Genomic DNA, 22,293 nt, shown 5'->3' with positions numbered 1-22,293 from the left:
GGGAACCTAGACCAGCACCAGGTCGTCAACATGAACAACTTCGCGGTCATATCCGCGGCCCAGTGCCCTGCCGAGCTCATGGGTGGAACGGCCCAGCATTTGGGGCAGCTCGGCGGCCGAATAGTTGACCAGCCCGCGGGCAATCACGGTGTTGTCCACGGACACCATCTCCACGGCGTCGCCGGCCTCGAAGTCGCCTCGCACCKCGGCGATTCCGGCCGGCAGAAGCGAGGTGCGGCGGTCGCGGACGGCCTTGACGGCACCGTCGTCGAGCACCAGGGTGCCGCGCACGGATGCCAGGTGGGCCAGCCACAGGAGCCGGATCGGCTTGCGCGCGCCGTTGACGGAGAACCATGTGCCCACGTCCTCGCCGGCCAGCGCGGCGGCCGCGTTGGCCGTGGATGTTACGAGGGCGTGGATGCCCGACCCAGCGGCGATGCTGGCGGCTTCGACCTTGGTGACCATGCCGCCCGTGCCCACACCGGCCTTTCCGGTGCTGCCGATCGAGACGCCGTCGAGGTCGTGGGGGCCGGAGACGTGCGGAATCCGCTTGGCGCCGTGCGACGGCGGACCGTCGTACAGGGAGTCGACGTCGGACAGCAGCACGAGCGCGTCGGCGCGGACCAGGTGAGCCACCAGGGCCGCGAGGCGGTCGTTGTCGCCAAAGCGGATCTCGTGGGTGGCTACGGTGTCGTTTTCGTTGACCACCGGGACAACGCCGAGGTTCAGCAGCCGGTCCAGCGCGCGGAACGCGTTGGTGTGCTGGCTGCGGCGCATGAAGTCATCGGCGGTCAGCAGCACCTGGCTGACGGTAACCCCGTGCGCGCCGAAGGCGTGGGTGTAGCGGGCCATCAGCAGGCCCTGGCCCACACTGGCGGCGGCCTGCTGGGTGGCGAGGTCGCGGGGGCGCTTCTCGAGGCCGAGCGGGGCGAGACCGGCGGCGATCGCACCGGAGGACACCAGGATGATCTCCGCGCCCGCGTTGCGCTTGTGCGCCAGGGCGTCTGCGAGCCCGGTCAGGGCCTCTTCGGAGATCCCGCCCTTGATGGACGTCAGCGAGGACGAGCCGACCTTGACGACGATCCGGCGCGCCCCGGACAGCGCACTGCGGTCCGGGGCGTTGATGGTCTGGGCACCGATGTTTTGGGCACCGATGTTTTGGGCACCGATGTTTTGAGCGCTGGGCGGCTGGGACCCGTGCTCGACGACGGTCTTACTCGTCATCGGCTTCGCCCAGTCCACTCTCCTTGAGCGGCTGCCGCGCGCGGCGGCCGCTGACGGATTCGGTCCAGATGCCGGCCTTGCGTTCGGCTTCGAGCTCGGCGCGGGCGGCGGCCTTGGCGTCGCGGCGTTCCTGCTGTTCGTCGCGCTTCTGGCCACGCGTCGGGCGGTCGCCGATGTCGGCGAAGCGCACGTCGGTGCCGCGGGGCGAGGCGAGCAGCTCGGCACCGGCCATCATGGTCGGCTCCCAGTCGAAGACGACGCCGTCGTCCTCGCCGATGACCACCATGTCGCCCGGCTTGGCGCCCTGCTTGAACAGTTCATTTTCAACGCCGAGCTTGGCCAGGCGGTCGGCGAGGTAGCCGATCGCCTCCTCGTTGGTGAAGTCTGTCTGCTTGACCCAGCGCACGGGCTTGTCGCCGAGGACGCGGAAGAGCGGCTCGAGGTTCTTTTCTTCGCGGCGGATCGTGAAGCCGGTCTCGTTGACGGCGCGGGGGCGCAGCACGGGGGCGTGTACCTTCGGCGGGGTCGCGGCGACGGCGTCGCGGGCGGCCTTGACGATTTCGGCCATGGCGAAGCCGAGCTGGCGGAGGCCTTCGTGGCTCGTCGCCGAGATTTCGAAGACCTTGTAGCCCCTGGATTCGAGCTCCGGGCGGACGAACTCGGCCATGTCCTTGCCGTCCGGCAGGTCAACCTTGTTCAGGGCCACGAGGCGGGGGCGGTGGTTCAGCGGAACGACCTCGCCGTCGGACCCGCTGTAGCTCATGTCCACAGCGTACTTCTCCAGCTCGGCCTCGATGATGGCGAGGTCGGAGAGCGGATCGCGGTCCGATTCGAGCGTGCCGCAGTCCAGCACGTGCACCAGGGCGGCGCACCGCTCGACGTGGCGCAGGAAGTGGTGGCCCAGGCCCTTGCCCTCGCTGGCGCCCTCGATCAGGCCGGGGACGTCGGCAATGGTGAAGCGGACTTCACCGGCCTGGACGACGCCGAGGTTGGGGATGAGGGTGGTGAAGGGATAGTCCGCGATCTTGGGCCGGGCGGCGGACATGGCGGCGATCAGGCTGGACTTGCCGGCGGAGGGGAAGCCGACGAGGGCGATGTCGGCGATGGACTTCAGTTCCAGGACGACGTCGCTGGATTCGCCTTCGATGCCGAGCAGCGCGAAGCCGGGCGCGCGGCGCTTCTGTGAGGACAGGGAGGCGTTGCCGAGGCCGCCAATGCCGCCGGCGGCGGCGATGTATTCGTCGCCTTCGGCCACGAGGTCGGCGATGACGTCGCCGGACTTGGACTTCACCACGGTGCCCACCGGCACCGGAAGGATCAGGGTTTCGCCGTTTTTGCCGCCGCGCCAGTCGCCCATACCGGGGCCGCCGTTGGTGGCGTGCCGGTGGGGCGCGTGGTGGTAGTCGAGCAGGGTGGTGGTCTGGGGGTCCACGCGAAGGATGACGTCGCCGCCGTTGCCGCCGTTGCCGCCGTCGGGACCGCCGAGGGGCTTGAACTTCTCGCGGTGGACGGAGACACAGCCGTGACCGCCGGTACCGCCGGATACGTGCAGTACTACCCGGTCTACAAAGCTCGCCACGTGGATCTCCTCAGTGCTGTTCCCCGGACCCCCAAAGGGGCCCAAGATGATTGTAATGCGGTTAAAACACCGGTGGAGCGGACCTAATGGCCCGCCCCACCGATTTAGAACTTATTGTTACTCTGCAGCTGCAGCAGCCACGATGTTCACAACGCGGCGACCACGGCGGGTGCCGAACTCGACAGCACCGGGGGTCAGGGCGAACAGGGTGTCGTCCCCGCCGCGGCCTACGCCGGCGCCCGGGTGGAAGTGGGTGCCGCGCTGGCGGACGATGATCTCGCCTGCGGAAACTACCTGGCCACCGAAGCGCTTGACGCCGAGGTACTGGGCGTTGGAGTCACGACCGTTGCGAGTGGAACTCGCGCCTTTTTTATGTGCCATTTGAAATGCCTGCCTTCAAAAATTCTGGGGAATCTGCTGGAACCTGAACAGTAACGAAGAGTTACTTGATACCGGTGATCTTGACCTTGGTCAGTTCCTGACGGTGGCCCTGACGCTTCTTGTAACCGGTCTTGTTCTTGAACTTCTGGATGACGATCTTCGGACCACGGAGGTCTTCGAGGATCTCAGCCGTAACCGTTACCTTGGCCAGGTCCGCAGCAGCAGACGTGACTTTGTCACCGTCCACCAGGAGCAGTGCGGGCAACTCAAAGGTGCTGCCGGCTCCACCGGGGACGCGGTTCAGGGTAACGAAGTCTCCAACGGAAACCTTCTCTTGGCGGCCGCCTGCGCGGACAATCGCGTACACCACTGGGGAACTCACTTCTCTCGACGTTTATTACTAGATTTGCGTGCGGAACCAGGGGCCAAATTGTTTGGACCGGCTCACGCTGTGCCTCAACGCCGGTGGATTCCCCGGGGGAACCCATGAGCTACCCCCGGAACAAATCCATTTGGAATTCCAAGTGGACTGTTCTCAGGGTCATAACCCAAGTGTTGGCGTAAGCACCGAAGATCTAGAATACGCTAATTTTGCCTTCGGCCGCAAATGAGGCTGGTTCCGGCGGGTAGTCCGTGATAGGCGCCACAGTGTCTTGATGCAAAGTCCCCGCCAATGTTCTTGGCCGGGATCTTGACCATCCTGAGCTGTGTTGCCGCAACGACTTCCGGAACCGTGCCCCACCATCGTACCGGTAGTCCGGACCAGCTCGCGTCAGGCGTACAACCGCGGCGCGTCGAAGAAGTCCACTTCGTAGCGCGATGACTGCCGGAAGGCCAGGGCCATGGCCTCCCGCTCGCTCTCCGATGCCCGCCCGGCCGCCGTGTCCGTGTACGCGATGGCCTGCCGGGTCGCGGCGGCGAAGTCCTCGTCGGCGTAGGTCCGCAGCCAGCCGGCGTAGGGGTGCTCCCCGGGGGCGCCGCCGGCCAGGAACTCCCGGTGCAGCGTGGAACCGACCTCGGCGTAGAGCCAGAAGCAGGGCAGTGCCGCCGCCACGAGGACGCCATAGCTGCCGGAGACCGAGGCGGCCAGCAGGTGGTCCACATACGCTTTCGTGACCGGGCCCAGGGTGGAGGCCGTGGGGCGGGCGCTAAGCCAGGACCGGTGCAGCTCGGATTCGACTTCCAGGCAGGTCTGCGCCGAACGGGCCCAGAACAACTGCTCGGCCTCGGTGGGGGCAATCGCCGCGGCCCGGGCCAGGACCCGGGAGTAGCCGTTGAGGTAGATGGCGTCCTGGGCGAGGTAGTACGCGAACTCGTGCTCGGGCAAGGTGCCGTCGGCCAGTCCGCGGACGAAGTCCAGGGCGTAGATCGCCTCAAGATCGCCCGCGGCTCCTGCGCGCAGGGCTGCGGCGAACTCCCCCGCCGCCGGACCGTGCCCGGCCGGGCGGTGCTGGCCGCGCTGGCCGTCTTTGAGGGCCTGCCCGCCCTGGAGGTGCTGGAGGTGGTGGAAGTGGTGGACCGGGCCGTTGCCGGTGCCGACGTCCAGGGCCGAGGCTTCTCGGAGCGCGCCCAGCAGCCACGGTTTGACTTCACGCAGCGCCGCTTCCCAGTCCCCCACCCGGGCCTGCACGGTGGCCATAGCCGAGGACAGGGAGCAGCCGGTGCCGTGGCTGTTGCGCGTCGCGATCCGCTCCCCCGGCACCACCACCGTTTCCTGGCCGAGCAGGCCGCCGGTGTTGACCAGTGCGTCCGGGCAGCCGTCCGTGTCGCCGTTGCCGGCGGCGTGGCCGTCGGCGCCGGCGCCGTGGGCATGCCCGCCCCCCGGCCCGCCGCCCTGGAGGTGTCCGCCCTTAACCAGGACAGTGGTGCCGGTCAGGGCGGCCAGCCGCTTGCCCTGCGCCAGGGCCTCGGACCAGTCGGCCACGACGGGCTCCTTGAGCAGGATGGCGAGTTCGGCGAGGTTGGGCGTGATGAGGTCCGCCAGCGGCAGGAGGCCCTGCAGGGCGGCCTCGGCGGATTCCTGCAGGAGCCGGTCCCCGCTGGTGGCGACCATCACCGGGTCCAGGACCACGACGGCGGGGCGCACCTTTTCCAGCCAGACGCGGACGGCTTCGATCACGGCGGCGTCACCGAGCATGCCGATCTTGACGGCGTCGATGCCGATGTCGTCGCTGATGGCGTCCAGCTGCGCCGTGAGGAACGCCGCCGGGGGAACGTGGACGGCGCGCACGCCCTGGGTGTTCTGCGCTGTCAGGGCGGTGATGGCGGCCATGCCGTAGCCGCCGTTCGCCGCGATGCTCTTCAGGTCGGCCTGGATTCCGGCCCCGCCGGAGGGATCGGAGCCGGCGATGGCCAGCACACGGGGAATGCGCGGCGGGGCCGGCAGAGACTCGCAGTGCAAAAAATTGAGCGGGAGGAACTCGGACGGATTCGGTCTCGCGGACAAGGCAGACATCCCTTCGCCGGTGCTAACCGGACAGGTTCAACGGGTCTGGATCTCAGCCGGCCCGATGCCCGGCACCCCGTGTCAGTGTTCCAGCCTAGCCGCTGCCACCCTGCGGACCCGTTAACGCACGAGCGGGCCCGGGCCTGGGCGGACGTATGTTACGTCTGCCCCGACCCGGACCCGCAACCCGACCAGTCGAAATAATGACCGGACGGGGACGTGGTCAGTCGCGGAGGACTACAGCTCCGACGCCGGCACGCCGACGCCGAGGATGATCGGCTCGTTGCCGGCCGGGAGGGACGCAGGCCTGGCCGCAGCGGGAGCCTTGGCCTCGTGGACCGATCCGGCCGCGGCCGGCCGGGTTGCCTCTCGGTGCTCCACGGAGGTTTCGTTGGCTGCGCCCTGGGCGCGGCTGGCACTCCGGTTGCGGCGTGCGCGGCGGCCGCGCAGCGTCGTGGTGTCAGCTGTGCGTGACGCCGGCGCCTCCGCAGCGCGGACGGCCGCCGGCGCCTCGGGCGCCGTGGCTTCCGGTGCGGCAACAGCCGCTGCCTGACCGGCCGCCAGGCCGGCGGCCTGGTCCGGCTTGCCGGCCTCTGCTTCGCCCAGGTTTGCGAAAGCCTCGGTCAGCAGGTCCAGGGTCAGGGCCGGTGACGGCGCGTCCTCCGCGTGCTCGACGAAGGGCAGGGCCACCTGCTCGCCGCCAAACGTCAGCACCGTTGCGGGGCGGCCGGCTGCCTCGTCGGCGGCTGCGAGCTGCGTGACGGCGTCGACAGCGGCCTGGCGGGCCCCGGCGTCGCTGGCTGCGGCTGCCTCCCCGTCGTGCAGGTGCGCGGCATGCGCTGCGGCAGCGATGTTGGCCAGCGCTGCCCGGGTGGCCTCGGCCTTGGCGTGGCGTTCGGCCTCGGTGGGTTCGGCGTGGACGGGCGCGGGTGCGGCCGGCGCGGTCTCTCCGCCCTGGCCTCCCCTGCCGCGGCGACGGCTCTTGCGTTCCGGTCGGGCAGCAGGCTGCGCCTCGGTGCGCGGCACATAGTGCTCCGCGGCGACCGTGTTGGCGCGGCGGTGCTCCACCGGCTCGTCGTGGGTGACGATGCCGCGGCCCGCACATGTTTCGCACTGTTCGCCGAAGACTTCCAGCAGCCCGGTGCCCATCCGCTTGCGGGTCATCTGCACGAGGCCCAGCGAGGTCACCTCGGCCACCTGGTGCTTGGTCCGGTCCCGGCCCAGGCACTCCACCATGCGGCGCAGCACGAGGTCGCGGTTGGATTCGAGCACCATGTCGATGAAGTCGATCACGATGATGCCGCCAATGTCGCGCAGGCGCAGCTGCCGGACGACTTCCTCAGCCGCTTCCAGGTTATTCTTGGTGACGGTTTCCTCAAGGTTGCCGCCGGAGCCGGTGAATTTGCCGGTGTTGACGTCGACCACGGTCATGGCTTCGGTGCGGTCGATCACGAGCGAACCGCCCGAAGGCAGGAAGACCTTCCGGTCCAAGGCCTTGTGGATCTGCTCGTCGATGCGCCAGGCCGCGAAGATGTCCGTGTCCTTGGTCCACTTCTCGAGCCGGCCCACGAGGTCCGGTGCGACGTAGGTGACGTAGGCCTCGATGGTGTCCCAGGCTTCCTCGCCGGAGACGATCAGCTTGGAGAAGTCCTCGTTGAAGACGTCCCGGACCACCTTAATGGTCAGGTCAGGTTCGCCGTAGAGCAGCTCGGGGGCGAGGATCTTGGTGGACGTCGACTGGCTCTCGATGCCTTCCCACTGCGCGCGGAGGCGGTTGATGTCGTGCGTCAGCTCTTCCTCGGAAGCTCCCTCGGCCGCGGTGCGGACAATGACGCCCGCGTCCTCGGGCAGGCGGTCCTTGAGGATCCGCTTGAGGCGGTTGCGTTCGACGTCGGGCAGCTTGCGGGAGATGCCGGTCATGGAACCGCCGGGCACGTACACGAGGTACCGGCCGGGCAGTGATATCTGGCTGGTGAGACGGGCGCCCTTGTGGCCGACCGGGTCCTTGGTGACCTGGACCAGCACGGAGTCGCCGGACTTCAGCGCGTTCTCGATGCGGCGCTGCTTGCCCTCGAGGTTGACGGACTCCCAGTTCACTTCACCGGCGTAGAGCACGGCGTTGCGGCCGCGGCCGATGTCCACGAAAGCGGCTTCCATGGAGGGCAGCACGTTCTGGACCTTGCCCAGGTAGACGTTGCCGATCAGGGAGTCCTGCTGGGTCTTGGACACGAAGTGCTCGGCCAGGACGCCGTCCTCAAGGACGCCGATCTGGATTCTGTCGTCGCGCTGGCGGACGATCATCTGGCGGTCCACGGACTCGCGGCGGGCCAGGAACTCGGCCTCGGTGATGACGGTACGGCGGCGGCCGGTGTCGCGGGATTCGCGGCGGCGCTGCTTCTTGGCTTCCAGGCGGGTGGAGCCCTTGACGGATGTGACGCGGTTGTTCACCGGCGCCTCGGCCATGGCCCGCGGCGCACGGACGCGGGTCACCGTGTTGGGCGGATCGTCGCCTTCCCCGCCGGTCAGCTCCAGGTCCTGGTCTCCACGGCGACGGCGGCGGCGGCGGCGGGAGGTCACACCGTCTTCGAGGATTACCTCGGAGCCTTCGTCGCCCTCTTCTTCGGTGCCTTCCGACTCGGTGTCGGACTCGGCAGAGGTGCGGGTGCGGCCGCGCCGGCCGCGGCTGCGGCGCCGACGGCGATTGCCGGCGTCCTCGTCCTCGTCGCCTTCCTCGTCCTCGGGCTCAGCTGCTGCGGCGGCAACGGGGGCCGGACGCACCACAGTGCTCAGGTCCGGGGCCTGGAAGATGACGGAAGTGAGGGCACCCGGTTCCATGAACAGCGACGCGGCCGGGCTTTCCTCGGGGCGGGCTTCCGGCTCTTCAGGCTGGGCTGCGGCGGCTTCCGCGGTGGGTGCTTCCGCCGCGGCGGCTTCTTCGGCCGGGAATACTGCCGCGGGTGCTTCTTCGGCCTTCGGGGCGGCCTTGGCACGGCTGGCACGGCGGCGGACCGGCTTCTCTGCAACCGTCTCTGCGGCCGTTTCTGCGGCGGCAGCTGCGTCAGTGCCAGCTGCTGCCGGGGCCTCAGCCGCGGCAGGTGCGCCGGCTTCGGCGTCGCCGGCGAAGGCAGGCAACGGTTCCGGGGCTGCTACAGCTTTCCGGGTCCGGGTGCGCCGCGCGGGCGCCTTGGCCGCAGTCTGGGCTGCAGCAGTTTCAGATACAGCAGCTTCGGGTTCAACAGTGTCAGATCCGGCTGCTTCGACGTTGGCCGGCTTACGGCGGCCCCGGACGGGCTCATCTGAACCGGCCGCGTCGGCCAGGGCCGCGGCTTCGGCAACAGCCTCGGCCGCCTCCGCGGCGTTGACCTTGGCGACGGGCGCCTTCCGGCGGGTCCGTACGGCCCTCTTCGGCGCTACCGGAGCCTCTGCTTCCGCAGTTCCCTGCGCTTCCCCGGTGACTACTAGTTCTTCGTTTCCGGCTACTACCTGGTCATTATCCATATGTGGCGACACTCCTGCCCCTGATGCGCCGCCACATTCGGCGCCCCTTGGGGGCAAATATGCGTCAACACCCGCAGGCATTGACAGAAGTCAATTGGATACCCTCAGGTTCGCACCGGCAGTGGGGTGCGGCAGCCCTGGAGGGCCGGCGAGATTGTTTTGGAACCCGTTGACCTACACGCCACAACCAGGTGCCGTCCAATGGCATTGCGGGACAGCTGGAATCAGAGGATCCGCAGCTCCCTGCTCATCATTGGCGGTCTTGAAACAAAATCGCCGGACCGGAATCCGGATGTGGATCGGGTTCCAGCCACGATCATTGTCTCACAGGAGCCGTGAAAGCAGGGGCAGGCGGGGCCGGAAGTGCAGCAGGTGCGGCCGGGCGCGGCGGGCGGGGCCGTTCTCCGGCGCTGTTCAGCCTCCGGCGTTACAATCGGGGCAAGAAGCACCCGGTCAAGACGACTAAAAAAGGACTCAATTTCCATGCCCAGCATCTCCAGCACTGCCGGCGACGCGACCGTGCACCAACCGGGTTCCGGCCCGGCCCCTGCGGCGCGGCCCCTTCCCACGATGACCCGCGACCGCCCGTTCGCCTGGCTCCTGCTGATCACCGGCGTCATCGGCTGGCTCGCGTCCGGGGCCCTGGTGCTGGAGAAGCTGGAGGTCCTGAAGGACCCGAACCACGTCACGGTCTGCGACGTGAACCCGTGGATCTCCTGCGGCCAGGTCATGCAGACACCGCAGAGTTCCGTGTTCGGCTTCCCTAATATGTTCATCGGAATCGTCGCCTTCGCCGTGATCATCACCACGGCCATGGGTATCCTGGCCGGCGCCCGGTTTTCCCGGTGGTATTGGCTGGGGCTCCAGGCGGGCGTGACGCTGGGCTTCGCCTTCGTGGTCTGGCTCTGGTCCCAGGCCCTGTACGCCATCCACATCCTCTGCCCGTTCTGCATGATCGTCTGGGCCGTGATGATCCCGCTGTTCGTCTGGGTGAGCGTCCGGAATATCTCCCACGGCGTGATTGCCCTGCCCGCCGGTCCCACCAAGGTGATCGGCGACTCCGGCTGGATCATTACGGCGCTGCTGTACGTCGCCGTCGTCGCGACGATCTTCTTCGCCTTCATCCAGGTTTTCATCGGAACCTCCGGCTACTAAACGCCCCAACCGCACCGAAGAGACGGTTAAGGCCAATGCTCGCGCTGGGCATTGGCCTTAACTGTCACTTCGGTGAGACGGCACGGGCCTATGTCGGGACTTATGGCACGACCCCGCGCGCGCAGGTTACATAAGGCTGGAGGAAGGAAGACCGGAGGCCTCTTGATGACTGTTCTTATTGCGTATGCAAGCGCCTTGGGGTCCACCCGGGAGATGGCACAACATATGGCATCCCGCATGGCTGGTGCACTGGGCGAGGTGGAGTGCCGGTCCGTGGAGGACGTCGGGGCCCTCTCCCGCTATGAGGCTGTCGTCGTCGGCAGCGCCGTCCACAACCAGGCCTGGCTGCCCCCGGCTTTGCTGTTCTTCAAACACCATGCCCGCGAGCTGGCCAATCGGCCCGTGTGGGCCTTCAGTGTAGGGATGGCGGATGCGCTGCCTAAGCCCATTCGCCGGCGCGGCGCGGCACTGCAACAGGAACGTCTGGCAGAAGTCCTGATCAAAGAAGTTCCGCTTCGAGGCCACAAACTCTTCTCCGGCGTCTACCAGGCCGGCCAGATGCCGGCACCGCTCCGGGTGTTGTTCAGGCTCACCGGCGGCCGATTTGGGGATTTGCGGGACTGGGCGGCAGTCGACGAATGGACGGATCAGATTACGGCCCAACTTGCTAAACCTGCTTCGTCCACGTCTTCAGGCAGCATCACAGGCTAATGCCATCGAGACTGCGCATCCCGGCCGCGGCGCCCGGCGCGGTGGTGCGTGCACGGGAGGACCCATGACCGTTGTGAGCATTCACGCCGAACGAGGGGACATGCCTGCCTACGCGGCGACGCCGGCCGGTGCCGGTCCGTGGCCCGGCGTCGTCGTCATCCATGACGCACTCGGCCTGAGCCGTGACACCAGAGACCAGGCCGACTGGCTGGCCGGGGAGGGGTTCCTCGCCGTGGCACCCGACCTGTTTTACTGGGGCAGCAGGGCGGCCTGCTTGTGGTCCCTCATCCGCGGCTGGCGGCCCCTCGGCGACCTGGACCTCACCCGCGCGTGGCTGGCCGGACGGGACGGCTGCACCGGCCGGATCGGCGTGATCGGCTTCTGTATGGGCGGCGGGTTCGCCCTCATGCTGGCCCCGGACCATGACTTCGCCGCGGCAAGCGTCAACTACGGCGGACTCGATGACGGGACTGCCCGCGCAATGCCCCGGGCCTGCCCCATCGTTGGCAGCTACGGCGCCAGGGACCGCTGGCCCGGAGTGCGCAAGGTCCCGGCGCGTCTGGAGCCGCTGCTCGCCGACGCCGGGATAGACCATGACATCAAGGTCTATCCCGACGCCGGTCACGGCTTCCTCAACAGGCATGGCCCGTCGGAGCTCACATTCGGGGACAAGGTGCTCGCGAAGCTGGTTGGGGCCGGTTACCACGAGCCCTCCGCCGAGGACGCGCGTCTGCGCATCCTCGGCTTCTTCCGGGAACACCTGACCAATGAAGGGGAAGCGCGATGATGCACCCTGCACCGAGGGGAGCCTTGCTGGCAGCGGGCGCTGTGGCCGGTTTCGCTGCCGGCTACCTGACACTCGTGCGGCCACGCCTGCTTCGCTGGGGCGCGACCGTTGACGAAGTGCGGGGACCTTACCCGGGGGCGGGGTTGATTCCGGGCAGCACGCGAGGGGCGACCATGGCGGTGACCATCGATGCGCCCCCTTCGCACGTGTGGCCCTGGCTGGTGCAGATGGGAACGGATCGCGCCGGCTGGTACAGCTGGGACCGTCTCGACAACTTCGGGCGCCGCAGCACAGAGAGCATCCATCCCGAGTGGCAGGAGATCGCCGCTGGTGACCGACTGGCGGCGACGCCCGACGGCAGCGAGTGGTGGGCGGTCGCGGCGCTTGAACCCGAGCGGTTTCTGGGCCTGCGTATGTCGATCGATCTCCGGGGGCGTCCCTTCGACCCGGCACGAACCCGGCCACGCTATTACACCGACTCGCTCTGGGGATTCGAGCTGCGGGAGTCCGCGGGTGAGCRCACCCGGCTGGTAGTCAGCGGGTACTGGTCGCTACAGCCACAATGGCTGCAACCCATCCTGAGCATCACCATGCTGGAGCCCGCGCATTGGGTCATGCAGACCCGTCAGTTCTCGAATCTAGTGCGCCTCGCCAGCCGCTGAGAGTTCCCCGCGGCCCGGAGCGGGCCGCGAAGCCCCAACCGCCGCGAGGTGCCAGAGCGCGAGGGGACAGTTAAGGCCAATGTCCGGTACGAACATTGGCCTTAACTTTCCCCTCGGTGGGGGTGTCCCGAAATTCGGGCTAGAACCAGATCTTGATCTCGCGCTCGGCGGATTCCGCCGAATCCGAGCCGTGTACCAGGTTCTGCTGGACCTTCAGGCCCCAGTCGCGGCCGAAGTCGCCGCGGATGGTGCCGGGCGCTGCCGTCGTCGGGTCCGTGGTACCGGCCAGGGTGCGGAAGCCCTCGATGACGCGGTGGCCCTCGAAGATCGCGGCGACCACGGGGCCGCTGAGCATGAACTCAACCAGCGGCTCGTAGAACGGCTTGCCGACGTGCTCCTCGTAGTGCTGCTCCAGCAGTTCGCGGCTCGCGTCGACTTTCTTGAGCTCGGCCAGGGTGTAGCCCTTGGCTTCGATCCGGCTCAGGATGGCGCCGGACAGGTTGCGGGCGACTCCGTCGGGCTTGATCAGGACGAGGGTGCGCTCAATGCTCACAGCTGCTCCAATGTGTTGGGGTGGGATTTGGGTCAAGTCTACGGGGTTCGGGCCAGGTGCCCGGGCACAGGTTCAGGCTCTGTTTCAGGCGCTGTTTCCCGGCGCGGGGCCCTGGGGGTGGGCGGCATCCCAGTCGGCCTGCTCGCGCTCCCGCTGGGCAGCTTCCCGGTCAATCCGGATGCCGGTCCGGATCCCGTACCACCACGCCACGGCGAAGAGCGCGCCGACGAGGTACATGGCCGGTTCCACGATGCCGCCCAGGATCAGCACGAGCTGCAGGACCCAGCCCAGGGCCACTCCCCACGGCTTCGAGAGGACAGCGCAGGTGAAGACGAAGACCAGGCACAGGCCGATCCCGACCGAGAAGACCAGGGCCGCAGGGTATTCGTTCCGGTGCAGTCCAAAAACGGCCAGTGTCCCGAAGAGCACCACGAACGCTTCCAGCAGCAGGACCGTGGAGGCAAACATGACCTTCGTGGAACGTCGTTTCTTGGGCATGCCCGGGCGCCATTCGCGTTGGGCTTTGGTGAGTTTCGCCATCGCTTACACGTCCGCCTTTCCGAGCAGGATCCGGGCGTCCGCGACGAGCGTGATGGAACCGGTCACGAGGACCCCGCCGGCGGGCTCGTCGTCGGCTTCGGCCCGTTCCACGGCCCATTCGAGGGCGTCATCGAGCTTCCCGGCGACGTGGATGTTCTCCTCGCCGAAGCCCAGGTCAACCGCGATTTCGGCCAGGTCCTCGGCCGGGACGGCCCGGGGCGAGTTGGACTGGGTGAAGCAGTATTCGGTGGCGAGGCCGCCCAGGGATTCCTTGAGCTGGCGCAGGATCTCCTCGGCGTCCTTTTCCCGCAGCACGCCGACCACCACCACGAGCTTGGTGAAGTTGAAGGCCTCGTGGATGGCCTCGGCGGAGACCCGGATGCCCTCCGGGTTATGGGCGGCGTCCACGATGATGGTCGGCGCGGTGCGGACCACCTCAAGCCGACCCGGGGAGGTGACGGAGGCGAAGGCCTCCTGCAGGATCTCGGCGTCGATCGCCTTTTCCCCGCCAAAGAACGCTTCCAGCGCGGCAATGGCGACGGCGGCGTTCTCGGCCTGGTGCGCGCCGTGCAGCGGCACCAGCAGGTCCTCGTAGCGTCCGGCGATGCCCTGGATGGTGACCATCTGGCCGCCGACCGCGACGGTGCGGGATTCGACGCCGAACTCCACGCCCTCGAAGCGGAACGGCACGTTGACTTCCTTGGCCTTCTCCAGCAGGATCTGGGCCGCGTCGACCGGCTGCGCCGCGCTGATGAGGAAGCTGCCGGGCTTGATGATGCCGGCCTTCTCGTAGGCGATGTCCCCGGTGGTGTCGCCCAGCAGATCGGTGTGGTCCAGGGAGATCGGGGTGACGACGGCCACCTGACCATCGCCGACGTTCGTGGCGTCGGTGATGCCGCCCAGGCCCACTTCGATCACGGCGACGTTGACCGGCTGATCGGCGAAGACCGCGAAGCCCAGGATCGTCAGGCACTCGAAGTAGGTCAGCCGGGGCTCGCCCGCCGCCTCGAGTTCGCCGTCCACGATCTGCAGGTAGGGACGGATCTCGTCCCAGATCCGGACGAACGTCTCATCCGGCACCGGGGCGCCGTCGATGCTGATCCGCTCGGTGACCTTGGACAGGTGCGGGCTCGTGTAGCGGCCGGTGCTCAGGCCGTGGGCGCGCAGCCCGGCCTCGATCATCCGGGCCGTGGAGGTCTTGCCGTTGGTGCCGGTGACGTGGATGATCGGGAACGCCTTGTTCGGCTCCCCCAGGATTTCCATGGCCCGGTGCAGCGGGGCGAGCCGCGGCTCCATTTTGTTTTCCGGCGCCCGGCCCAGCAGCTCGGCGTAGACGCTTTCAACGGAGAATTCGTCGGTCATGGTTTAGGCTCCAACTTTCTTGGCAACGCTGACCTGTGGGTCCTTGACGTCGGCCGCCAGGGTTTCCAGCTCGACGGTCAGGGTTTCAGTCTTGACCAGCTCCGCGTTGGCCAGCAGCGCCTCGACGACGTCCTGCTTCGCCGTGACGGACGTGCTGATCCGGTCGCTGACATTGAGTCCGGCGTCCTTGCGGGCCTGCTGGATGGCGCGGACCATGTCACGGGCCATGCCTTCGGCTTCCAGCTCCGGGGTGACCTCGGTGTTGAGCACCACGAACCCGCCGCCGGGCAGGACCGCCGCTGCGCGGGATCCTTCGCCTTCCGCGGCCTCGGCCACGACGGTTTCCAGGGTGTACTCCTGCGGTTCGAGGTCGAGGCCGCCGGCGGTGACCACCCCGGCGTCGCTGACCGACCAGTCGCCGGACTTGGATCCCTTGATGGCCTGCTGGACGTTCTTGCCCAGGCGCGGGCCGGCGGCCCGGGCATTGACCACGAGCTTCTGCTCGATGCCGAACTCCTCCGGGGAGGCGTTCTCGGCGTCCAGCAGGCGGACCGAGCGCAGGTTCAGTTCATCGGCGACGACGCCGGCGAAGCCGCCCAGCGCGTCCGCGCCCGGTGCCACGACCGTGAGTTCCTGCAGCGGCAGGCGCACGCGCAGGTTCGCGGCCTTGCGCAGCGAGGAGCCGGCGGAGCAGATCTGCTGCACCCGGTCCATCGCCTCGACCAGGCCCGGGTTGGCAGGGAACAGTCCGGCATCCGGCCAGTCGGCCAGGTGCACGGAACGCCCTCCGGTGAGGCCACGCCAGATCTCCTCGGAGATCAGCGGCAGCAGGGAGGCGGCCACGCGGGTGACCGTCTCCAGCGCGGTGTAGAGCGCGTCGAAGGCGTCCACACTCTCGTCGAAGAAGCGCTGGCGGCTGCGGCGGACATACCAGTTCGTGAGCATGTCCAGGTAGCTGCGCAGCTCGTCGCAGGCGCCGGAGATGTCGTAGCTGTCCAGCTGGGCGGTCATGTTCCGGACCAGGTCCCCGGTGTTGGCCATGAGGTACCGGTCCAGGGTGTCGGCGTAGCCGTCGTAGCGGAGCTTCGCGTCGTAGCCCGACGCTTGTCCTGCTGCAGCGTTAGCGGCGTTCGTGTACAGCGTGAAGAAGCTGTACACGTTCCACAGCGGCAGGATGACCTGGCGGACGCCGTCGCGGATCCCCTGCTCGGTGACCACGAGGTTGCCGCCGCGCAGGATCGGGCTGGACATCAGGAACCAGCGCATGGCGTCGGAGCCGTCGCGGTCCAGGACCTCGGAGACGTCCGGGTAGTTGCGCAGGCTCTTGGACATCTTCTGCCCGTCCGAACCCAGCACGATGCCGTGGCTGATGACGTTCCGGAAGGCCGGACGGTCGAACAGCGCGGTGGAAAGGATGTGCAGCATGTAGAACCAGCCGCGGGTCTGGCCGATGTACTCGACGATGAAGTCCGCCGGGTTGTGCGTGTCGAACCATTCCTCATTCTGGAACGGGTAGTGGACCTGGCCGTAGGGCATGGAACCTGAATCGAACCAGACGTCCAGGACGTCCTCAACGCGGCGCATCACGGACTGGCCCTCTTCCGGGGTGCGCGGGTCATCCGGATTCGGGCGGGTGAGCTCGTCGATGAACGGCCGGTGCAGGTCCACCTGGCCGGCCTTGTTCAGCGGCAGGCGGCCGAAGTCGGCCTCGATCTCGGCCAGGGAGCCGTAGACATCGGTGCGCGGGTAGTCCGGGTCGGTGGACTGCCAGACGGGGATCGGGCTGCCCCAGTAGCGGTTGCGGCTGATGGACCAGTCGCGGGCGTTGGCGAGCCACTTGCCGAACTGGCCGTCCTTGACGTTGCCCGGGATCCAGTTGATGTCCTGGTTGAGCTCGGACATGCGGTCCTTGAACTTGGTGACCTCGACGTACCAGGAGGACACGGCGCGGTAGATCAGCGGGTTGCGGCAGCGCCAGCAGTGCGGGTAGCTGTGCTCGTAGCTGGCCTGGCGGACCAGGCGGCCCTGGGCGCGGAGCACCTGGGTGATGGGCTTGTTGGCCTCGAACACCTGCAGCCCGGCGATTTCGGCGAGGTCGCCGTGGCCGAAGAGCGGCAGGAACTTTGCGCCTTCGTCGACCGAGAGGACCACGGGGATGCCGGCCTCTTCACAGATCTTCTGGTCGTCTTCGCCGTAGGCGGGGGCCTGGTGGACGATGCCGGTGCCGTCGGTGGTGGTGACGTAGTCGGCCACGAGGAAGCGCCAGGCGTTCTCGGTGCCGTACTTTTCGGCGTCGTGGAAATAGTCCCAGAGCGGCTCATAGCTCAAGCCGTTGAGCTCGGCGCCGGTGTGGCGGGAGGTGATGGCGGCCTCCGCGGCGGCGGCGCCCTCGGCCCCGTCGCCGTAGCCGAGGTCCTTGGCGTAGGCGGCCAGGAGGTCCGCGGCGAGCAGAAAGCTGCCCGTGACGGGGGCGTCGGCCGCGGCGGCCTTGATCCCGTGCGGGCCGGCCGGCAGGACCACGTAGCTGATGTCGGGCCCGACGGCGAGCGCCAGGTTGGTGGGCAGCGTCCAGGGTGTGGTGGTCCAGGCAAGTGCCTGTACCCCGGCGAGCTGCCTGGACAGCTCCGAGTCCCCTGCCGTGATGGGGAACGTGACCGTGACGGTCTGGTCCTGGCGGTTCTTGTAGACGTCGTCGTCCATGCGCAGCTCATGGTTGGACAGCGGCGTCTCGTCCTTCCAGCAGTACGGCAGGACGCGGTAGCCGTTATAGGTCAGGCCCTTTTCGTGCAGCTGCTTGAAGGCCCAGAGCACGGACTCCATGTACTCGACGTTGAGCGTCTTGTAGTCGTTTTCGAAGTCCACCCAGCGCGCCTGGCGCGTGACGTAGCTCTTCCATTCGTCGGCGTACTTCATGACGGAGGCGCGGCAGGCGTCGTTGAACTTGTCGATGCCCATGGCCTCGATCTGGGTCTTGTCCGTCATGCCCAGCTGCTTCATGGCTTCCAGCTCGGCGGGCAGGCCGTGGGTGTCCCAGCCGAAGCGGCGCTCCACGCGGCGGCCGCGCTGGGTCTGGTAGCGGCCCACGAGGTCTTTGGCGTAGCCGGTCAGGAGGTGGCCGTAGTGCGGCAGGCCGTTGGCGAAGGGCGGGCCGTCGTAGAAGACGAACTCGTTGGACCCGTCCTGACCAGCATCCCGCTGGTCGATGCTCGCCTGGAAGGTGCCGTCCTGGTCCCAGTATTTGAGGATGCGCTCTTCGATCTCCGGGAATTTCACGGAGGCAGACACACCGGAGGTGTTGGAAACTGCGTTGGAAGTTGCGTTTGACGCAGAGGTGGTGGAGCCGGCGCCTGAGGCGGAGGCCTTGGGGTAATAAGTCATCTCGACATCCTGGGTTGAGCTGGTGAACACTTGCATTCAGGATGCGAGGACGGCCCTGTTGTCTTCCGACACCACGGACCGCGGTACCACCTCACTTACCGCCACCGGTCCGCTCCCCTTCGCGAAGGGTCGTGCACCGGCGTCGGCCGCTCATTACTGCTGTGACGGGCTTACCCGTCCGGTTCTACTGGCCCGCGCACGCACCGTGGCGACTAAGTCTCCACCTCACGCGAGGGTGTTCTTCCGGAAGCTCACCGGTGATGGCCGGGTCAAAGCTGCTACGTCGATGGTACCGGAGAAAATAGTGCGTTTCACTGCCCCGCTGCAGCGACGGGCAGTGCCACTGCGTTTCCCGGTGCGGCAAACTCCGCTGTCAGGGGGCGACGCCGGCGGCCCGACTGCATAGACTCATGCCATGACCGTCCCTCGGCCGCCCCGGGCCTACCCGTGAAGCGCCGCAGCGCCAGCCGCCGGTGGCACGTGTCCTCTGCCCTTTGCGCCGCGCCCGTTGCCGTGGTGTCCGTGTTCCGGGCGGTCCCGGCGCCGTGGCCTGCCCCGGTGGTCCAACTCGTGGCCTTCACACCCTGGTTCGTGCTTCCCGCCGGCGCGGCCTTCCTGCTGGGGCTGCGGGCGCGCCGTCCCTGGCTTGCACTCCCGGCCGGCGCCCTCCTGGCCTTGCAGTTGCTCTGGCTGTTCCCGCCGGACCAGGTGGCGGACCGGCTTCTGGCCCGGCAGACGGATTCGCTGCCTGGAGAGCAACGGAGCACGGGGCAGGCGCAGTCCTCAGCGCCGTCGGCCGAACTGAAGGTCATGACCCTCAACGCCTGGAAGGGCCAGGCGGACGCCGCGGAGGTGGTCCGGCTGGTACGCGAAAACGGCGTCGCGCTCCTTGCCGTCCAGGAGCTCTCCCCGGCCCTGGAGAGACGGCTGGACGCGGAGGGACTGGGCGCGCTGCTTCCGCACCGGGTCAGCCGCTCGAGGGACGGCGCGGGCGGCGGCGCCGTGTACTCCGCCCGCCCGCTCGTTCCAACCGACTCCGTGGACGGTTCCGCCTTCCACATGCCTACGGTGCAGTTGGAGCTCGACGCCGGCGGCCGTCCGGTCACACTCGCCGTGACCAACGTGCACACCAAGGCGCCGGTGTGGGGCCGGGCCGGGCAGTGGCGGAGCGAATTGGCCGCCCTGGGCCGCCTCGCCGCCCGTCCCGGCAACATGCTGCTGCTGGGCGACTTCAACGCCACCCTCGACCACGCCGAGTTCCGGCAGATGCTTCAGGGCCAGGACAGGACCCGGCAGGGCGGCCCCCTCGTCGACGCGGGCGCCTCGGCCCTGGCCCGCCTGGTTCCGACCTGGCCCATGGCCGGTCCCCCGTTGCCGGGCGTCGTCATCGACCACATCGTGACCGGCCCGCAGGTGCACAGCAGCGGCTATGCCGTGCTGCCGGTGGCCGGGTCGGACCACGCGGCGCTCCTGGCCACGCTGTCCGTCCCGGCGGAGGGCTAGCTGCGCGGCAGTTTCATGCCGGACTCGGCCATCACGTCCCGGAGCCGGTCCGGGTAATCCGTGATCAGCCCGTCCACTCCGGCACCGATGAGCGCCCGCATGGTGGGTTTGTCATCAACGGTCCACGGGATGACCTGCATGCCTGCCGCGTGGGCACGGCGGACCATGTCGGCGGTGACGTAGGGAACATAGCCCGGATCCGTCACGGCGCCGTTCTGCGGCGTGCCGTGCACCGGAGAGATGGCGTCGAAGCCGAGGGAGGAGGCTGCGGCGACGAGGTCTCCGCCGAAGTCATCGGCGTCGATTCCGCCCAGCCACGGCGACTTGCCGGGCTGGCCTGCCTGGAGGAAGTCCTTGTTGGTCAGGGCCACGGTGCGAATCTGGGGATCGCGCTGTTGGACCAGGCGCAACGAGCCCCAGTCGAAGCTCTCAATCGAGACACGGCTCTGCATGTGGGCGGCCGTAATTTCACGGAGTGCGACGTCGACGAACTGCTCGCGCGGCGCGGTTTCCTGCGGCGCGCCCGCTTCCACCTTGGTTTCGATGTTGAACTTCACCTGGCTGGCCCGGTGAGAATCCGCCAACGCGAAGACCTCGGCCAGCGTGGGCATCTGGGCGCCCGGCGAGGCCGCCTGGCCCGGGAACTGGGGAAGCGTGAGGCTGCCGCAGTCCAGGCTGCGGACCTGCGCGAACGTCAGGTCCTTGACGTACTTGCCGACGTAGGGGAACTGGGGGTCGTTCGGCGTGACAGGAGCCGTGTCCAGGCACTTCTGGCCGCTGATCTTGCGGTCGTGGGTGATGACCTCGTTGCCGTCTTTGGTGATCTGGAGGTCAAGTTCGAGGGTGGAGACGCCGGTCTCGATCCCCTTCGCGAAGGACGCCAGAGTTGACTCGACAGTCAGGCCGATGCCGCCGCGGTGGGCCTCGAGGTCAAAGTGGTTGTCCTGGCCGTTGGTGTTCGTGTCGGCCGCGTGGGCCTGGGCGGCGTTTGCCTGGGCGGCGGCGGTGAGGAGCAGGGCTGCGCTGAGTACGGCAGCGCCGAGCTTCGTCGGGGTTCGCATGGGAAAGTTCTCCACTCTGGTGGTGTGCAGTTGCACGGGCCACCTTGCCCCGCCGCGGCCAACTCCGGACCAGCGCAGCCTGACCACCGCACCACGCCAGGGTGAACGTCCGGTGTCGCCACCGGACGTCCCGGCCCCTGGCCCCGCCCTTGGCCCCGCTCCTGGCCCGCCCTACTGGTTCTTGCGGATCAGCTTGTAGTTGGCCGCCTGCGCCACCGGGCGGATCACGATCTGGTCCAGGTTGATGTGGTGCGGCGCGACGACGGCGTAGCGGACCACGTCGGCCACGTCCTCGGCGGTCAGTGGCTTCTCGACTCCCTGGTACACCTTGGCCGCCGCGTCCTGGTCGCCGAGGCGGTTCAGGGCGAATTCCTCGGTCTGCACCAGCCCGGGGGCCACCTCGATCACGCGGAGGTTGTGCTCGGCCTCTTCGAGCCGCAGGGCGCCGGTCAGGGCGTGCTGGGCGAACTTGGCCGCGTTGTAGCCGCCGCCGCCCTCATAGGCCGAGAGCCCTGCGGTGGAGGTCAGGTTCAGCACGGTGCCCTCGCCGCAGGCACGCAGCATGGGCAGGAACGCGCGGATCAGCTTCATGCTGCCCAGCACGTTGACCTGGAACATCCATTCCCAGTCCTCGGTCTTGGCCCCGGCGACCTTGTCGGCGCCGCGGGCACCACCGGCGATGTTGATCAGCGTGTCGATGCCGCCGGCGCGGGTCACCTCATCGAGCAGCCGGGCCACATCGGCTTCATCGGTCACATCGGCGGGAAGGGCGACGGCGCCGGTTTCGGCGGCGAGCGCTTCGAGCCGGTCGGCACGGCGGGCGACGGCGAACACGGTCCAGCCTTCCTTGCGGAGCGCACGCACGGTGGCCTCGCCGATTCCGGTGCTGGCGCCGGTGACTACTGCTGCTTTGGCTCCTGCTGCAGTGAATTCTTGTGTGTTGTTGTCGATTCCCTCAGTCATGGCACCACAGTAACGGCAATGCCGGGCTCATTTCCTGCTGTTGCTGCCCCGCTCGAGGAACTCCTGCAGCACCCGGGCATGGTTGGTCTCCGGGTCCCGGGCGCCGAAGAGCAAGCGTCACTTTCCCGTGCTCCGCCGCGAGGTCCCGGAGTGTCTGCACGGCCGGGTTGCCCTCGAGCTCGGCTTCGTAGGCCGCCCGGAAGTCCGCGAACCGTTCCTGCATATGGCCGAATTCCTTGCGCAGCGGCGGGGAGGGCGCCACGTCCTTGAGCCAGAGCTCCAGTTGGGCCCGTTCCTTGCTGACTCCGCGCGGCCAGAGCCGGTCCACCAGGACCCGGCAGCCGTCGTCGTCGGAAGGGTCCTCATAGATGCGTTTGACCGCAAAGGTTCCGGCAGAATTGCGCTGAGAATTGCCCATCTGCGCATGCTACTTCACGTTACTTGGGCGGCTCCCACACCCGGCGAACCCGCCGCCGGCCGCATCCCGTAC

The 22,293-nt window shown here is 68.0% G+C and carries 18 protein-coding genes and 1 riboswitch; of the genes, 5 read left to right on the top strand and 13 right to left on the bottom strand.

Going from position 1 to position 22,293, the window contains the following annotated elements:
- Positions 1-6: 6 nt before the first annotated feature.
- From proB to AC1D1W_RS09205, 6 genes are all read right to left on the bottom strand, one after another.
- Positions 7-1,224 carry a glutamate 5-kinase gene (gene proB, locus AC1D1W_RS09230; RefSeq protein WP_476943503.1) on the bottom strand — a complete coding sequence of 406 codons (1,218 nt, stop codon included), beginning with the start codon at positions 1,222-1,224 and terminating at the stop codon, positions 7-9.
- Entirely contained in the window at positions 1,214-2,803 is a 1,590-nt protein-coding gene (gene obgE / locus AC1D1W_RS09225) for a GTPase ObgE (RefSeq protein ID WP_028277867.1), read from the bottom strand. The genes proB and obgE overlap by 11 nt, the downstream gene beginning before the upstream one ends.
- 117 nt (positions 2,804-2,920) lie before the next feature.
- Positions 2,921-3,184: a 50S ribosomal protein L27 gene (gene rpmA, locus AC1D1W_RS09220; RefSeq protein ID WP_009372867.1), complete on the bottom strand. Its 264-nt coding sequence runs from the start codon at positions 3,182-3,184 to the stop codon at positions 2,921-2,923.
- Between the two features lie 61 nt (positions 3,185-3,245).
- Positions 3,246-3,554 carry a 50S ribosomal protein L21 gene (gene rplU / locus AC1D1W_RS09215; RefSeq protein ID WP_018773353.1) on the bottom strand — a complete coding sequence of 103 codons (309 nt, stop codon included), beginning with the start codon at positions 3,552-3,554 and terminating at the stop codon, positions 3,246-3,248.
- 402 nt (positions 3,555-3,956) lie between these two features.
- Positions 3,957-5,639 (bottom strand): bifunctional hydroxymethylpyrimidine kinase/phosphomethylpyrimidine kinase, encoded by a 1,683-nt coding sequence (locus tag AC1D1W_RS09210; protein WP_476943502.1) that lies wholly within the window; start codon positions 5,637-5,639, stop codon positions 3,957-3,959.
- Positions 5,622-5,719, bottom strand: a riboswitch (TPP riboswitch). It overlaps the preceding gene by 18 nt.
- A 148-nt stretch (positions 5,720-5,867) precedes the next feature.
- Positions 5,868-9,128: an Rne/Rng family ribonuclease gene (locus AC1D1W_RS09205; protein ID WP_476943501.1), complete on the bottom strand. Its 3,261-nt coding sequence runs from the start codon at positions 9,126-9,128 to the stop codon at positions 5,868-5,870.
- Between the two features lie 483 nt (positions 9,129-9,611).
- On the opposite strand from AC1D1W_RS09205, the gene AC1D1W_RS09200 reads away from it, so the two are divergent.
- From AC1D1W_RS09200 to AC1D1W_RS09185, 4 genes are all read left to right on the top strand, one after another.
- Positions 9,612-10,283 (top strand): vitamin K epoxide reductase family protein, encoded by a 672-nt coding sequence (locus tag AC1D1W_RS09200; protein WP_028277864.1) that lies wholly within the window; start codon positions 9,612-9,614, stop codon positions 10,281-10,283.
- A 165-nt stretch (positions 10,284-10,448) separates the two neighbouring features.
- The gene (locus AC1D1W_RS09195; RefSeq protein ID WP_243177232.1) at positions 10,449-10,994 is read left to right on the top strand and encodes a flavodoxin domain-containing protein; all 546 of its coding nucleotides are present in this window, start codon (positions 10,449-10,451) and stop codon (positions 10,992-10,994) included.
- Positions 10,995-11,058: 64 nt separating this feature from the next.
- Positions 11,059-11,781, top strand: a complete 723-nt coding sequence (locus AC1D1W_RS09190; RefSeq protein WP_476943500.1) for a dienelactone hydrolase family protein — start codon at positions 11,059-11,061, stop codon at positions 11,779-11,781.
- Positions 11,782-11,954: 173 nt separating this feature from the next.
- The gene (locus AC1D1W_RS09185; protein ID WP_476943499.1) at positions 11,955-12,443 is read left to right on the top strand and encodes a hypothetical protein; all 489 of its coding nucleotides are present in this window, start codon (positions 11,955-11,957) and stop codon (positions 12,441-12,443) included.
- 139 nt (positions 12,444-12,582) lie between these two features.
- Here the strand turns inward: AC1D1W_RS09185 and ndk are convergent, their stop codons facing one another.
- The 4 genes from ndk to ileS all read right to left on the bottom strand — a co-directional run bounded on the left by ndk (position 12,583) and on the right by ileS (position 18,276).
- On the bottom strand, positions 12,583-12,996 hold the full coding sequence (gene ndk / locus AC1D1W_RS09180) for a nucleoside-diphosphate kinase (RefSeq protein WP_018773361.1): 414 nt from the start codon (positions 12,994-12,996) through the stop codon (positions 12,583-12,585).
- 84 nt (positions 12,997-13,080) lie between these two features.
- Positions 13,081-13,536, bottom strand: a complete 456-nt coding sequence (locus tag AC1D1W_RS09175; protein WP_028277860.1) for a DUF4233 domain-containing protein — start codon at positions 13,534-13,536, stop codon at positions 13,081-13,083.
- A 3-nt stretch (positions 13,537-13,539) separates the two neighbouring features.
- Positions 13,540-14,898, bottom strand: coding sequence for a bifunctional folylpolyglutamate synthase/dihydrofolate synthase (locus tag AC1D1W_RS09170; RefSeq protein WP_476943498.1), 1,359 nt, complete (start codon positions 14,896-14,898; stop codon positions 13,540-13,542).
- A gap of 3 nt (positions 14,899-14,901) precedes the next feature.
- Positions 14,902-18,276: an isoleucine--tRNA ligase gene (gene ileS / locus AC1D1W_RS09165; RefSeq protein WP_476943497.1), complete on the bottom strand. Its 3,375-nt coding sequence runs from the start codon at positions 18,274-18,276 to the stop codon at positions 14,902-14,904.
- A 480-nt stretch (positions 18,277-18,756) separates the two neighbouring features.
- Here ileS and AC1D1W_RS09160 point away from each other — a divergent pair, with 480 nt between their 5' ends.
- Positions 18,757-19,779 carry an endonuclease/exonuclease/phosphatase family protein gene (locus tag AC1D1W_RS09160; RefSeq protein WP_476943496.1) on the top strand — a complete coding sequence of 341 codons (1,023 nt, stop codon included), beginning with the start codon at positions 18,757-18,759 and terminating at the stop codon, positions 19,777-19,779.
- Here the strand turns inward: AC1D1W_RS09160 and AC1D1W_RS09155 are convergent.
- From AC1D1W_RS09155 to AC1D1W_RS09145, 3 genes are all read right to left on the bottom strand, one after another.
- Complete coding sequence (locus tag AC1D1W_RS09155) at positions 19,776-20,840, bottom strand: glycerophosphodiester phosphodiesterase family protein (protein WP_476943495.1); 1,065 nt, start codon at positions 20,838-20,840, stop codon at positions 19,776-19,778. The two genes, AC1D1W_RS09160 and AC1D1W_RS09155, sit on opposite strands and share 4 nt — an antisense overlap.
- 171 nt (positions 20,841-21,011) lie before the next feature.
- Entirely contained in the window at positions 21,012-21,803 is a 792-nt protein-coding gene (locus AC1D1W_RS09150; RefSeq protein ID WP_243177226.1) for an SDR family oxidoreductase, read from the bottom strand.
- The gene (locus AC1D1W_RS09145; protein WP_476943494.1) at positions 21,796-22,221 is read right to left on the bottom strand and encodes a DUF488 domain-containing protein; all 426 of its coding nucleotides are present in this window, start codon (positions 22,219-22,221) and stop codon (positions 21,796-21,798) included. The genes AC1D1W_RS09150 and AC1D1W_RS09145 overlap by 8 nt, the downstream gene beginning before the upstream one ends.
- Between the last annotated feature and the right edge of the window lie 72 nt (positions 22,222-22,293).

It is taken from the genome of Arthrobacter sp. P1_B4 (genome assembly GCF_056406555.1).
Note: the sequence above shows the minus strand (reverse complement) of the source record. Positions and strands in the feature narration are given on the sequence as shown.